Here is a 13843-nt window from a genome sequence, read left to right on the forward strand (position 1 = left end):
AACAGTATAAAAATTAACAACCCGGCTCTTTTCATATCGCTTTTAAATATTGTTATTTGTTCCTTTTGAACTCAGGATATTCTGCTTTTTTCCATTTAGTTGCAACCAATTTTTCTAAAGAATTTTATCATTGGATTCTGTTTCTTAATGAAGGCCGATGCATGCTATATAAAGCTTAGCAACCGAATGGGAGATATGATTTGACATACATTGTTAGCCTTTCGCTTCATTAAGTTCTACTTATCTCTTTTTGCAACATTCGCATCTTCCGTCAATTCTATTATTTGGTCTATATAAGAACGAATCCTCTGTAATTCTACTGTTCCCTCTAAAATAAAATACAGATCATAATTTCGTTGTTTAATTATGCTCTCGAACTCAAGTGTAGTAAAAGCATTCAGATTATTTCTTTTGTCTTTAAAATTTCCATCCCAGTCCAGATGTTTCTCGCAAAATGGAACCCAAGTATTTACCACATAATTTTTTGCCGATATCTCTTCTTCTCTAAAGTCACTTAAGACATCACTCCAACTAATAATAAGTCTACGTAAATTCTCATTAGAAATAATTTCAAATGAAGAAGTATTTATCAAGGAGTTTATTACTCCATTGGAAGGATTAAATGAATAAACCCAACCGACATTCAAATAATATTTCTGAATACTATCTAATTCTGTTTCATTGAAATTTATTGGGAACATGTCAATTAGCTTTTTAGTGGCTAAATAACTGGTTTCATGATATTGTACAACTTGCGCGAGCTGATTTTTATTATTAACAAACTCTTCATGTAATTCTGACATTAGTAATTTTTCTTTATTTCTGTCAATTCGGCTATTATTCCACGTATTAATTTGAAGTGCAATCAAAATTCCAATTACCACCAAGATGATTTCTCCGATAGCATACTTTAGATACTTTCCGGTTTTGCCCTCTGAAAGTAAGTTTTGTCTTATTCGTCTGAAGAATTTGATCATATCTTTTGATTTTTAGGTCATTGCACAGTCTGGCTCCTCACTGTCAAAGTTCTGCCAGACCTTTGATTAGCTTTCAGCCCTCTAAAGAATTTTATCATTGGTTATTGGTTGGTTATAATGCAGCACAACGGTCCTAGCTATGCCCCGGCGCCTTAATGCGCAGGCCCTACCAGTATTGATTCATAAACTCTAATGTAGAAAAACTTGCCCGAACCTACCAATGGTAGAGGCGGGTTTCCCAAACCTTGGCCAGCGATGGGCTATAGCCGTTGTTGTGCTTAGTTTAATTTATTAAATCTCCTAGAAGGCATGTCGTTTCATAATTCTCCGATGCAACGTCATTGTCCAAAAGCAATTCTAAGTAAGATTTGTCAATAGGTATTTTACTTATTCTAAGGGCAATTTTTACAACTATCTGATCATCAAGGTGTCGACAGTTCTATTCCGGCTGGAGCAGGCTCAATAGATTATTCTTTACAGAAATGCAGAGGCTTTTCGTGATTATAAGTTAATTGCTAAGCCCAATTATACTGCCTAAGGCTTACGATCATGTATTTACAAATGGCTGTTTTATTTAAGATCACTGTAGTGTAAAAGTTGGATAAGAGGTAAACAACAAACAAGTCTTTGAAGGCTTATAGCTTGGTATGATTTATATAAGAAGTTTTTTTTATTTTGCACGAATAAATTAAAACAACAACTTTAAAATATCCAACGGGATTAACTCACTTTGGTTGGATACATAAAACAAAATCATCACATCATGCATAACACCAGAACCATGGCAGTAGTGCTTGTTCTTGCAGCAATTCTATTTTCTTGCAAGAATGACAACAAGAATGACAACAAGAATAGTGAACAAACTTCAACAGAAGCTAGTGCTGAAACTGTTGTAACTGAAGAAAAAGAACCAACAAATGATACCTCTTCGGTATCAGATGAAAATACGGGAAGCTCAGTATTTGGTAATTATGTGACCGATGATTATGCCAAGCGGGCAGAAGGTTATGACTGGGTTGGTGTTATGGTTTCTGCAGGGCAGAACAATTCTATCAATATCAAGGTGCGCTCCAGGGCTGATAAGAAAAGACCAACCTGTACCTTTGACGCCGTAGCTTATCCAACGGATGATGAGACCTATAACACCTTCCTGGATGGCAAGAAAGTGCTTTTTCGATTTACCGACAACTCACTTGAGATCTCGACAGAAAATGAGGCCGATGCTGGCCTATTGAATTTTTACTGTTCGGGAGGTGCGAGTATAGCAGGCAGTTATGATAAAATTGACGGAGAGATAGAAGCCGGGCAGGTAGACAAAACCCAATTTGCCAAAGTTCTGAATCTTCAGGGAGTTGGATTCAATGTCAATGCTAAAGAAAATGGCGGCACCAACCAACTAACCATTTTTACCTTTGGTTTGGAAGAAGACTTCAATGAAACAATGGATATTGGCAACTATTTGGTAGTCAGAGCAGAGGTGGAAGACCTTAATTCTGATGGTTCACCAGAAATTGTTGTGTTTGCCCAAAGCCAGGATGAAACCAAAAAAATCAGAGTTTACGCCTATTCAGTGAACAATAAAAAATCAATGAGCGAGGCGTATTTTCCACCTACAGAAGACAACCCTGAAATAAACAGCGGTTACAATGGGCATGACGAATTCTGGCTGGTTGAGACCTACCTGGTACAGCGTTTCCCCATATATGATAATGGCGAGAAAACAGATAAGACTAAGGAAGTACAATATAAAATGGCAGAAGGCGAGGCTCTTCGAAAGTTTGAAATTGTTAGTCAGAGGGAGTTCTCCACCCAATAAATCAAACAGCCATTACTTCAAACACTTGGCAGCCAAATTGTTCCGATAAACTGTCGATCAGGTTTTTGGCTTATTTCTTATGATAATCTTAAGTTTTGGATTAAGGAAATATGCTTTATTTGTGTTTATTTAAATTTTTTAAAGAGTAAACACTATGCGATCTAAAAAGGTAAGGATTGGGCTTCTGATACTTCTCTCGCTAGTCTTGATACTTATGTACTTGGCTCCGGGAATTGCCAGGAACTATTTGGTTAAGAACAGCCCCGAACTTATAGGACGCCAAATCGCCTTAGGCGATATTGATTACAACTACTTTACCAGTACAGCCAAAGCCTATGATTTCAAGTTGTTAGAGGCCAACGGTTCTGATGTATTTATTTCTTTTGACACCCTGCTAATCAATCTGGAGCCCTTAAAATATTTGGCAGGTAAAATAGAGATTGAGCAGTTTTATCTGAATGGTCTGACTGCCACCATAGTGATGCAGGATAGTGTCTTTAACTTTGATGACATGATTGCTTTTTATTCAGGCAATGACACCCTGAATATTGAAGAAGACCCCGCTGCAGAGTCTTTAAAGTATGCGGTCTCCGACATAGTGATTATGAATTCTGACCTTTACTTTGACCACAGGAATGTCAACAAGTTGACTAAGCTGGAGGATATAAACCTGAAAGTGCCTTTTATTGGTTGGGATCAGCAGGAAAAAAGCAATGTAGACGTACGTTTTAATCTGTCCAATGGAGGTTATGTAGAAACAACGCTCAACCTGAACCCCAATGATGGAGATTTTGATGCGGGCCTGGATATTGACAGATTAGACCTTTCCGCTTTTTACGAATATGCGGCACAATCGCTGAATGTTAACAGCATGAACGGCATCCTTAATGCCAGCCTGCAGCTCGATGGTAATGTTGAAGATTTTACTAAAGCCATTCTCACTGGTAATGTTGAGGTAACCGATTTTGTCATGACCGATACTGCCGATAAAAAAATCCTGGGAGCAAAAAACATAAGTTGTGATCTTTCCAGAATTGATTACGCTAATTCCGATTATCAGATCGGAAAGCTGGAACTGACAGATACCTATACCTTCTTTGAGCTCGATTCCACTACCAACAATTTGGCCCGGCTCATGAAGGACGAGGACGCTGCGCCGTCGCAAAAGGAGGCAAAGGCTAACATTAGCAGTACGGATAATCTCAAATACAGCATTGACCGTTTTATCATCAAGAATGGAGCACTGGATTACATGGATAATCTGACGGGTCAGCCGTTTGACTATCACTTAAACGAGATAAACATTAATACACAGGAGATCAGAAACAATGTGGACTGGGTTACAATAAATTCCACCATGTTGCTCAATAACCGGGGTAATTTAGTAGCACAGCTGGGGTTTAATCCAAATGATTATACAAAGAATCTAAATTTAGATATAGCCATAGAAAAATTCCTGTTATCTGACATTAATATTTATACGGATTATCATATGGGGCACAATGTGGTCCAGGGCGATATGTATTACTATTCAAAATCAAAGGTCACCGACGGAATTATAAATAGTGAAAACAGGTTGCTGGTTAAAAATGCCAAGCTTGAAACCACGGGAGGTGGGTTAAATAAGGTTCCGCTAAAATTTGCCTTTTTCCTGCTGACTGATAAAAATGGAGATGTCAATATGGAAATTCCGGTAAATGGTGATCTTAACCAGCCGTCTGTAAAGGTTAGCACTATTGTCTGGTATGCTTTTAAGAACTTGATCGGTAAGACTGTGGCTGCGCCAGTTAATTTTCTGGTTGGCTTGGTAGGAGGTGATCCGAAGGAGCTTGAAGAGATGAGCTTTGCGTATACCGATACCATTCCATCCCAAAGGCAATACAGACAATTGAATAAACTTTTAGATCTTGAGCGACAAAAAGAAGAGCTGGCTATTAAGATGACCTATTACGTTGACCGGGATCTGCAAAAAGAAGCTTTAGCCAAAGAATGGGTAGGGCAGGGCTTCAATAAAGATGGAAGCAACTATCTAAAAGATGAGGCCGGGTTTAGGGAATATGTTTTTGATATCGTGCAAACAGACACATTAAGTTTTAATGATGCCGTAATGAAGTTAGCCAGTGACGTAAATCTGGATAGCCTTAGCCTGTCGCGTACTGATGCATTGGTAGATCATATAAGAAATTACCTTAAAAGGCAGCATCTTGATACTAACATCAAGGTTGAGAAAGGCGATTCCAATGCCCCCGAAAATCTGGGCGCCTACCCCACGTTTAAATTTACATACGGTTTACAGGAAGAGAACGATCAGACTGAGGACTAAACAATGAGAATTCTACCGGCTTAAGGCCAAAATTAACTAACAAATACCGCTTATAGATCGATAGGATCCACGGGAGAGAATCATCTTTTTCTGACGTTGGACTTTTACCTCTTCTTTATCCCACACCCAATAGCCTTGGTGGTTGCCGGGGCGGGATCTTTGCCCGCTTCAATTGCCGCAATGGCCATTTCCACAAATTTTTCTTCCACGCCATCCGGGTTGCGTACGCTGTCATCAATGGCCCCGTGATAGCGTACAATTCGTTTGGCGTCAACCAAATAGACCTCAGGTGTTTTGGTGGCCCCGTAAGCAGGGAAAACCTCCTGCTTTTCATCTAATAAATACAGGAAGGGGAAGCCTTTTTCTGCCGCGTTTTGTTTCATGGCCTCAAAGCTGTCCCCGGGTTGCAGGGCCGGGTCATTGGGCTGTATGGCCACTACCGGGTAACCTTTTGGGGCATAGGCCCTGTGCAGGTCAATGAGCCTTTGCTCGTTTGCCAGGGCATAGGGGCAGGTATTGCAGGTAAAAACAACGATAAACCCTTTGGGGGTATTTCCATTGGTGTCTTTGATGTTGTTAAAGGAGTATTTTTTACCGTCTATGTTTTTCAGGTTAAAGGGCGGGGCTTTGTCCCCCACGGAAATTCCCGGTACAAATGCATTCGTTTCAGTTTCCAACTGCGGCGGTTGGGTTAAAAAGGGAAGTGTAAAATAAGAACTCAACACAACGGCCAGGGTAACAATAATTTTATTCAAAACTACAGGTTTTTTGGGGTATAAAAGGGTTTTACAACAGAATCCAGTTCCTGAAAATTATCAAAAGGCTCCCCGATTAATTGTTGGCGGCTGGCCCTGTATACATAGGTGGCCGGGATGGCGCCAGACCACTCCGGGCTTACTTTGTCTATCCAGTCATTGTACTTGCCATCCAGCAGCACTACTACCTCAGAGGAGATTTTCTTTTTTTCCAGGAAGGGGAGGAGGTTGGTCTCCACCTGTTTGGGGAAATCCAGGCTTACCAGTATCACTTTCACCTTTTCCTGGGAACGGCTATTATTCAATTCTTCGAAATAGGGAAGTTCCGCAATGCAGGGCTTGCACCAGGTGGCCCAGAAATTGACAACATAGGTGGTGTCATTGTTATACCGGAACAGCGGCTCTATATCACTAAAGGTCTCATAAATGGCAATATCATCCAGATACTTCTGTGCCTCAGGCCGGTTGCTTTTGCGATCCGCAGGCTTGTTTGCCACAGCGGTGCTGCCTTCCTTATCCGTTTTCTCTTCCCTGCACCCGGAAAGGGCCACAAATACCAAGGCCATTGCGCCTAACAGGAATATTCTTGTGCCCGGTCTTTTCATAAATAGCTGCTGTGGTTAAAAATTTACTCTAAGAAAGGCAATTTTTGAGAGAAATTCCGTCAAAGAAACGTTAAGAAGGCCAGATTCCGGCAGGCTTTAGAGTGGGGATTCAGTATTGCAGAAAGGTTTATAATTTGAGATTTAAAGGGGATAAAAAAGCTGCCCACTGCTATGATCCCTGCTGGCTCCGGTTACCGAGCTCAGTACATTTGTTTCTTCCCGTATCCTGAGTACTCCCATAAAGGCAAATACCAGGGCTTCCTTAAAAGCAATCAGGCCCGGGTCGGGGATCTCTAATTTAACCCGGCTGCCCAGCTTTTCTTTTAAACAATCCATCAGGTAAGTGTTGAAGGCGCCGCCTCCCGTGACCAGCAGGGATGCCTTGTTCTTTTCCTGATGCTGACGGAGCTGACCCGCTATTTGTTCGCAGATATGTACCACACAGGTATTGAGCAGGTCCGGGATGCTGTGCTTTTCATTATCCAGTAATGGGACCACTTCCCGTGCAAACCATTCGTATCCGGTAGATTTTGGGAAGGGAAGCCGGTAGTACTCCAAGTTGTTCAGCCCATTGAGCACCCCCTCAATACAGGATCCGGAGCGGGCCATTTCTCCGTCTTTGTCATAGGTAAGCCCCATTTTCCGGCTCAGGTAATTCAGGGGCATATTGGCCAGGCCAATATCGTAGGCAATCCGTTTTCCGTCTCTCTGAAAGGAAATATTGGCAATACCCCCCAGGTTCAGGCAGAAGTTGTAATCCGAAAACAAATGCAGGTCCCCTATGGGCACCAGGGGGGCTCCCTGCCCTCCTAAAACCAGGTCTGAGCTCCTGAAATCACAGATAACCCGCTCCCCGGAAGCCTCGGCCAGGTGTTGCCCGGATCCCATCTGAAAAGTCACGCCTTTTTCGGGTAAATGATGCACGGTATGCCCGTGGCTTGCTATAAAATCGACCTGAAGGTTGTGGGCCTTTATAAAGTCTTTTGCCTTCCTTCCCAGCCAGATCCCGTACTCGTGATCCAGCTGCAGGAGTTCCGGGGCGGAAAGTTCAATGGCATCCTGCAGCTTTTTTTGCATCTCCACCGAATAATCCAGTTGGTTGCAATGCAATAGCTCATACTGCCAGCCCCCGGCCGTCTTTTGAAAATGGCAGTAGGCCAGGTCCAGCCCGTCGAGGGAAGTGCCGGACATCAGCCCCAGTACCTTGTATTCCATCTGCAGATTTGCTTGAAATTATATTGAAAGATACACATTCAGGGCAAAGCCTGATCATCCCTTAGGCTCATTTTAAACATATCTATTGATTATAAGAATCTTAAGGTGCAGATATATTTAACATAACCCGCCTTTAAACAAAAGGGGCAACTTTTGTAAAGCTGCCCCTTTGTGGTTTCTAAGCTATTCAAAAGCTTATACCATTGCTTCTTCTTTCCGGCGATTAGCCAGTTTTTCGATCAGGTCAGGAACTTTTTCAAAAGCTGCTGCCAGGCCGTGGGTTTTCCCTGCCTCCAAGAAGGAAATTTCCTCGCCTTTGCTTACCAGGAAGCCTATAGGTTCCAGGCCAATACCTGCGCCGGCGCCGCCTCCCTGTCCTTTACCTTTTTTAGGTTCTGATCCTTCCCCGCCTCCGGAGCCGAATCCCATACCTACCTTCATGACGGGTACACATTTAAAAGCACCTAATTCAAAAGGTTCTCCAATAATGGTTTCCGTTTTGGCCTCTGACTTGATAAAGTCTGTTACCCTGTTCAGTAATTCTTCAAAATGTAAATCCATGATTAATTTTTTATGGGTTAATAATTGCTTTTAAAAATTTTACCGGCCTGCTGCTGAGCCGCAGGGCCAGTTGATTCTCCCCTACAAAGTTTACCGAGCAGCGCATCCTTTGGTTTTTTAAAAAGAAAAACAACGGATAGAGCTGGGCGTTCAGGATGGGATCTGCCGTATCCAACTGCCAGCGAAATTCCTTTACCTTAACAGCCTTTAATAGGGCCAGAAGGGTCCTGAACTTAAATTTCCTGGATTTTTCAGGTTTTCGTTTCCGGAGCTTTTTTGGCTTGCGGGCCCGGGACTTAAAATCTGAAGGCCTCCAGATAATGTTCAGCAGGCCGCTTTTAAGCCGCAAATGGACCAGCTCCTCCGGGTCTTTTTCAAGGAGTAGTTTGCAGAGCCCTCCAACCCTGAGATAGTATTGCTGCTGGTAGCTGTTCAGAACCAAATCCAACTGCATTAGCAACAGATAGGCCAGCAGGGCCAGTAATACTCCAAAAAATATCAAGAAGCCCATTTCCGTAAACTTTATTGCAAAGGAAGTAAGCCGGGTGTAAAAAGGCTATGATCTGGATCAACCAGTACAGAATTAACATCTTTTAACCTGCCAAAAAGCATCAGCCGTTTAATGCACCATTATTTTGGGTGATTGCGGTTCCTGATATATATCATAGGCATTGGTCGTTTAAGGGAGTACTTTGATTCCTGTGAAATTATATCCCATTACCTTTTGGTAGGGGGACGCATCTCTAGTCAGTTAAACTCAAACACCCTCCCTATGAACCCGCTCTTTTTCTCAGGAATTTTACTATTGCTCTTTTTGTTGGCCGGAATTCGTGTTGTCTATGAATACAAACGCGCCCTTAAATTCCGTTTTGGAAAATACGTCAGCACCCTGCAGCCCGGATTGCGATGGATCATCCCGGGTGTTGAAACCATTCAAAAAGTGGATATTCGCGTTATTACCATCAATATCGTTTCCCAGGAGGTGATGACTGAAGATAATGTGCCCTGTAGTATAGACGGGGTGGTGTTTTTTAAAATCAAAGATCCTGAAAAGGCGGTACTGGAAGTGGAGGAATACCATTTTGCCATAACACAGCTCTCTCAGGCAGCCCTCAGGGACGTATGCGGGAAGGTGGAACTGGATACCATCCTATCCAAAAGGGAGGAAATGGGCAAGAATATTAAAAGTATTGTAGAACAGGAAACCCATCAATGGGGGATTGAAATAATGGATGTAAAAATCAAGGATATTCAGTTGCCCGAAAATATGCGGCGGATGATGGCCAACCAGGCCGAGGCCGAACGCTCCCGCCGGGCGCGTATTATCCTGGCTGAAGCTGAAGAACAGGCGGCTGCAAAGCTTTTGGAAGCCGGTCTTCAGATCGATAAATCTCCGTCTGCTATTAAATTACGGCTCTATCAAACCCTTTCAAACATAGCCGCCGAGAAGAATTCTACCATCCTCTTTCCGTTTCCTGAGGAGGTGCTGCCCAAACCCCCGGCTAACAAATAGATTACCTGTTTCGTTTGCCAAAAATTAATGGCTACATTTATATCGGTTTCGGGGAAAGGTGATTTCCGGAGGTTATTCCAAATGACAGATTGCCCCGTTTAAAATTAAGTGCATTGGAAACAAAAGAAATAATTTACCTGATAGCTTTCGCCCTTATTTTAAGGGTTGTCATTAAAGTAATCGTGAAATACCGCAAAGAACAAAAGCATTCGGATAATACATCTCCTTCTGATCAGGCCTGATCTAATATTGCACCTGAATTCTCAGACGGCAGCAAAATATTGAGCGCCTTGAGCTAATCTTCTGACATAAACAGCTTTGCGCTATCCTGGATTTGATGAGCCCGGACGGCAGTCAACTTCAGTGAGCAGCCTCTTTTTAACAGCAGGGATTCCTGTTAAGCTAGATAAATATTGTTATTTTTAGGAAATCCTTATGCGCGGAAGACCCCCCGAGTTCCTAATCCATACGGAATCAATCAAGTAAAGAATTATTCCTACTTTTATGAGCATGCATTTCAAGGGTTTTTCACTTTCTTCTTGTTTCAGGACCTTTGGTTTTTGGGCAATTCTCTTACTGTATTCGGGTTCGGCCATTGCCCAGGGGCAAATTGAAAATATAGGTTCGGATGGCTTGTTGGGGAAGAGGCAACTGGATTCCACCCTTGTCAATAAAATGGTCAAAAAAGGGGACTCCCTGCGCGGTATTCAGGCGGATTCTGCTTTTGCCCTTTATAACCAGGCAATAGACTACGCGGAGGAGATCGATTTTGCCAGTGGGAAGGCATACTCCTTAAAGGGGCTAGGCCTGATCCGCTGGTCACAGGGAAACTTTGAGGAGGCCGAATCCTATTTTATGCAGTCCCTTGAGATTTTTATTGGGATATCGGATACGACCGGAATAGCAAACCTTCAAAGTAACCTCGGGGCAGTTTATCTCACCATAGGGAATGAACCCAGGGCACTGGAATACCTGATCAAAGCAGTCAAAAATGCGGAGGTAGTAAGGGACACCCTGCGGATGGGTTCTGCCTTCCTCAATATGGGTTCCATTTATTCGAATGAAGATCAAACCTTTGACAAAGCCGAAGAGAATTACCTGCTGGCCATTGAAATGTTCAAGGGGCTGAATTCCGAGGAGCAATTCGCCATTAAAATGGAAGGCCAGGCCATTGCTGCGGCAAACCTGGGGGAGTTATTGCTGAACCGTGATAAGCCAGAGGAGGCCCTGCCCTATCTCGAAAAATCTCTGGAAGCCTATACAGAAATCAATGGTGATATAGCAGCGCCCTTAAATTTTATGGGGCGTGCCTATAGAGATTTAAAAGAGTTTAAAAAAGCGGAGCAATTCCACTTACAGGCATTGGAAGCTGCCAGGACACAGGAAAATAAATTCCAGGAAACCAAGGCTTATATTGGCCTGGGAGATGTTTACCTGGCCAGAAATGCTTCCCGGACTGCTGTGGAGTATTATTTGCAGGGGCTTGAGCTGGCAACAAAGATAAAGGTGCTTTACGAAAAACAGAAAGCACTGGAGGGCCTGGCTGCTGCTACTTCAGCTCTGGGAAATTTCAGGAAGGCCTTTGCTTACCAGCAGCGGTATACCGAAGTAACGGATTCCCTGAGAAGCGAGGAGTACAAGGATGTCATTAGCAAACTTCAGGTACAGTTTGACAGCGAGCGGAAAGACCGGCAGATTGAACTGCTCAATACAGAAAATGAGCTGAACACCGTCCAGATTGAAAAGGACGCCAAGGCCAAACAATTACTGCTGGTAATCCTGGCGCTATTCCTCGCCATCATTGCCGGGTTTATTTTTCAATACTTCTATATCCGCAAGACAAACAAGAGACTGGCATTTGAGCGAAATCGTTCCGAGCAGATTCTTCTGAATATCCTGCCAAAGGAGACAGCAGACGAACTGAAACAGCACGGATTTATTAAGGCAAAGGAATTTGATAAGGTAACGGTTATGTTCACAGATTTTAAGGCTTTTTCTGTAATAGCCGAGCGTATATCGGCTGAAAGGCTCGTTAAAAGTGTGGACTATTTCTTTAAAAATTTCGATGCCATTATTGAAAGCCATGGCCTGGAGAAGATCAAAACCATTGGGGATGCCTACATGTGCGCAGGAGGTCTGCCAACCGAAAACGACACCCATGCCCAGGATGCCTTTAAAGCTGCCATGGAAATCCTGAAATTCACCAAACAAACAGAATTAAACCCACCCAAGGGGATTTATCCTTTTAAAATACGGTTGGGCATAAATACCGGTCCGGTAGTGGCAGGGGTGGTCGGCACCAAGAAATTCGCCTATGATATCTGGGGAAGCACCGTTAATTTTGCGGCACGGATGGAATCCAATTCGGAGCCGGGTAAAATCAATGTTTCCGAAAACACTTTTGAACTTTTGAAAGACCAGAATGATTTTACGTATAGGGGGGAGGTAGAAGTTAAGAACAAACAGGTCCTGAAAATGTATTACGCCAATTTTGATGCGGCTACAGATGCCTGATTTTGTGCTACTCAGAAGATTTTTTTGCTCTTAAGACGATAAAAATGTGCAAAAACCCCACAAATTTTATAGATTGTTACCACATTTGAAGAATGTAAACCAACCAAACCAAAAAAAATCATCTTTTTTAAAAATGGTTTCGTAAGTTTATATTGTAAAAATATTCCTACAAATATTTAATTTACTCAAGGGAATAAGAGCCTCAGGCGAATATGGAATTACTTAACAGAAAGGCATACCCGGCCGTATGTTTAGAGATACTGGAGGAGTTAGAGGAACGGTTGCCAAAGCATTTGACTTACCATACTGTAGGGCATACCATTGACGTTGCCAACATTTGTAACCACTATATCGATTATTACATGGTTGCCGATTCTGTCGCAGAACTTATTCGGATTGCGGCAATTGGCCATGACTTTGGATATATATACGGGCCCCGGGAGCACGAAGAGAAAAGTATTACCGAACTACAGCCCAAACTACAGGGAACATATTCGAAAAGGCAAATAGAGGTGATCAATGGAATGATCCGCGCCACGAAAGTCCCTCAGAGACCGCAAAATATATATGAGGAGATACTGGCAGATGCAGACCTGGATTATCTTGGAAGACCCGATTACTATAAATTAAGCGGCGGTTTATATACTGAATTTGAGCATTTCGGGGTTGTGAGCAATGAACGGGAATGGCTGGAGGTTCAGATCAAATTCCTCGAAGCGCATCACTACCACACAGACTGGGCCATTCGCGAACGAGTAGCCGGTAAAAAGCAGGTGTTGAGCGAATTAAGGGAAAAGGCCCGCAAATTAGCTTCCAGTCATTAATACTTCTAGAAGATAAAGGCCTGTGCAATAATCGTTAGGGCTCCCACAGACATAGGTATAAAACTGAATACCAGATTGCGGACGGAATTATTGACATCACTGAATTTTTTTGAGGCAATCAGGGAGTTCACATAGATTTGCTCCCCCAACTGGGCGTAGAGTTCCTGCTCATCCAGTAACAATTCGTGGAATTTTTTAGCAAAGGATTCAATATTGCCGTACTTGGTAATCACATCGTGAAAGAAGAACATATTCTTATCAAACTTTGTCTCTATCTGCGGTAAGAAACACTTAAAACTGTAATAGATAGAACGGGCCACAAAGAAAACGAAGATGGCTAATACAACAATCAGGAAGTAATTGAGCTTAAAATCGGTTTCCATAGTGGTTACGACCTGGAAAATAACCCCCAGCAACAAACCGTAAAAGGAGATTATCAAACCGGCCTTAATTTCTGAAGAGCGATTCAGGCCAACGATGTACTCAATGGCAGACCAGTAAACCTCAAGCTTGTCTTCCGGGGTTAACTTTTCTTGAGGGTCTTTGAATTTTTTTCGTTTTTGTTCCTGCATAACGGCCCTAAGTTAGTAAAATATTAGAAGGAACTTCAAGGGGTCATACAAGCTAATTGAAGAGGAAAGACTTTATTTTGTAGGGTGCTACTTACAAAGAAGCCCAATACGTGTTTATATTTTACCCTTTGCCCTCGCGGCTCAGTTTATTTTGTATATTTAAGCTAC

General features: G+C 42.6%; 12 protein-coding genes. 5 read left to right on the plus strand and 7 right to left on the minus strand.

The annotated features are described in order from the left end of the window. Positions 1 to 236: 236 nt before the first annotated feature. A complete protein-coding gene (locus ACT6NV_RS09320; protein WP_445384200.1) occupies positions 237 to 977 on the minus strand; it encodes a DUF6090 family protein in 741 nt (246 codons plus the stop codon). Positions 978 to 1740: 763 nt separating this feature from the next. On the opposite strand from ACT6NV_RS09320, the gene ACT6NV_RS09325 reads away from it, so the two are divergent. Further along, positions 1741 to 2793 (plus strand): hypothetical protein, encoded by a 1053-nt coding sequence (locus ACT6NV_RS09325; protein ID WP_445384201.1) that lies wholly within the window; start codon positions 1741 to 1743, stop codon positions 2791 to 2793. Between the two features lie 154 nt (positions 2794 to 2947). Beyond that, the gene (locus ACT6NV_RS09330; RefSeq protein WP_445384202.1) at positions 2948 to 5116 is read left to right on the plus strand and encodes a DUF748 domain-containing protein; all 2169 of its coding nucleotides are present in this window, start codon (positions 2948 to 2950) and stop codon (positions 5114 to 5116) included. A gap of 104 nt (positions 5117 to 5220) precedes the next feature. Here ACT6NV_RS09330 and ACT6NV_RS09335 read toward each other — a convergent pair whose 3' ends face one another. From ACT6NV_RS09335 to ACT6NV_RS09355, 5 genes are all read right to left on the minus strand, one after another. Then, positions 5221 to 5871 (minus strand): thioredoxin family protein, encoded by a 651-nt coding sequence (locus ACT6NV_RS09335; protein ID WP_445384203.1) that lies wholly within the window; start codon positions 5869 to 5871, stop codon positions 5221 to 5223. 2 nt (positions 5872 to 5873) lie between these two features. Then, entirely contained in the window at positions 5874 to 6476 is a 603-nt protein-coding gene (locus tag ACT6NV_RS09340; RefSeq protein WP_445384204.1) for a TlpA family protein disulfide reductase, read from the minus strand. A 141-nt stretch (positions 6477 to 6617) separates the two neighbouring features. Further along, positions 6618 to 7691 carry an anhydro-N-acetylmuramic acid kinase gene (locus ACT6NV_RS09345; RefSeq protein WP_445384205.1) on the minus strand — a complete coding sequence of 358 codons (1074 nt, stop codon included), beginning with the start codon at positions 7689 to 7691 and terminating at the stop codon, positions 6618 to 6620. 195 nt (positions 7692 to 7886) lie between these two features. After that, positions 7887 to 8252, minus strand: a complete 366-nt coding sequence (locus ACT6NV_RS09350; protein ID WP_445384206.1) for a GerW family sporulation protein — start codon at positions 8250 to 8252, stop codon at positions 7887 to 7889. A gap of 10 nt (positions 8253 to 8262) precedes the next feature. Continuing rightward, entirely contained in the window at positions 8263 to 8763 is a 501-nt protein-coding gene (locus ACT6NV_RS09355) for a hypothetical protein (RefSeq protein WP_445384207.1), read from the minus strand. 261 nt (positions 8764 to 9024) lie between these two features. Here ACT6NV_RS09355 and ACT6NV_RS09360 point away from each other — a divergent pair, with 261 nt between their 5' ends. From ACT6NV_RS09360 to ACT6NV_RS09370, 3 genes are all read left to right on the plus strand, one after another. Then, entirely contained in the window at positions 9025 to 9765 is a 741-nt protein-coding gene (locus ACT6NV_RS09360) for a slipin family protein (protein ID WP_445384208.1), read from the plus strand. Between the two features lie 504 nt (positions 9766 to 10269). Beyond that, positions 10270 to 12279, plus strand: coding sequence for an adenylate/guanylate cyclase domain-containing protein (locus ACT6NV_RS09365; RefSeq protein ID WP_445384209.1), 2010 nt, complete (start codon positions 10270 to 10272; stop codon positions 12277 to 12279). Between the two features lie 212 nt (positions 12280 to 12491). Further along, a complete protein-coding gene (locus tag ACT6NV_RS09370) occupies positions 12492 to 13103 on the plus strand; it encodes an HD domain-containing protein (RefSeq protein ID WP_445384210.1) in 612 nt (203 codons plus the stop codon). 5 nt (positions 13104 to 13108) lie between these two features. Here the strand turns inward: ACT6NV_RS09370 and ACT6NV_RS09375 are convergent, their stop codons facing one another. Beyond that, positions 13109 to 13675 carry a Pycsar system effector family protein gene (locus tag ACT6NV_RS09375; protein ID WP_445384211.1) on the minus strand — a complete coding sequence of 189 codons (567 nt, stop codon included), beginning with the start codon at positions 13673 to 13675 and terminating at the stop codon, positions 13109 to 13111. Positions 13676 to 13843: the final 168 nt, after the last annotated feature.

Source organism: Robiginitalea insularis, assembly GCF_052497835.1.

Excerpts from the sequence above, each read along its gene's own strand:
- ACT6NV_RS09340 (WP_445384204.1), bottom strand. The coding sequence starts at position 6,476 with ATGAAAAGACCGGGCACAAGAATATTCCTGTTAGGCGCAATGGCCTTG.
- ACT6NV_RS09325 (WP_445384201.1), top strand. The coding sequence starts at position 1,741 with ATGCATAACACCAGAACCATGGCAGTAGTGCTTGTTCTTGCAGCAATT.
- ACT6NV_RS09320 (WP_445384200.1), bottom strand. The coding sequence starts at position 977 with ATGATCAAATTCTTCAGACGAATAAGACAAAACTTACTTTCAGAGGGC.
- ACT6NV_RS09330 (WP_445384202.1), top strand. The coding sequence starts at position 2,948 with ATGCGATCTAAAAAGGTAAGGATTGGGCTTCTGATACTTCTCTCGCTA.
- ACT6NV_RS09350 (WP_445384206.1), bottom strand. The coding sequence starts at position 8,252 with ATGGATTTACATTTTGAAGAATTACTGAACAGGGTAACAGACTTTATC.
- ACT6NV_RS09345 (WP_445384205.1), bottom strand. The coding sequence starts at position 7,691 with ATGGAATACAAGGTACTGGGGCTGATGTCCGGCACTTCCCTCGACGGG.
- ACT6NV_RS09370 (WP_445384210.1), top strand. The coding sequence starts at position 12,492 with ATGGAATTACTTAACAGAAAGGCATACCCGGCCGTATGTTTAGAGATA.
- ACT6NV_RS09375 (WP_445384211.1), bottom strand. The coding sequence starts at position 13,675 with ATGCAGGAACAAAAACGAAAAAAATTCAAAGACCCTCAAGAAAAGTTA.
- ACT6NV_RS09365 (WP_445384209.1), top strand. The coding sequence starts at position 10,270 with ATGAGCATGCATTTCAAGGGTTTTTCACTTTCTTCTTGTTTCAGGACC.
- ACT6NV_RS09355 (WP_445384207.1), bottom strand. The coding sequence starts at position 8,763 with ATGGGCTTCTTGATATTTTTTGGAGTATTACTGGCCCTGCTGGCCTAT.
- ACT6NV_RS09360 (WP_445384208.1), top strand. The coding sequence starts at position 9,025 with ATGAACCCGCTCTTTTTCTCAGGAATTTTACTATTGCTCTTTTTGTTG.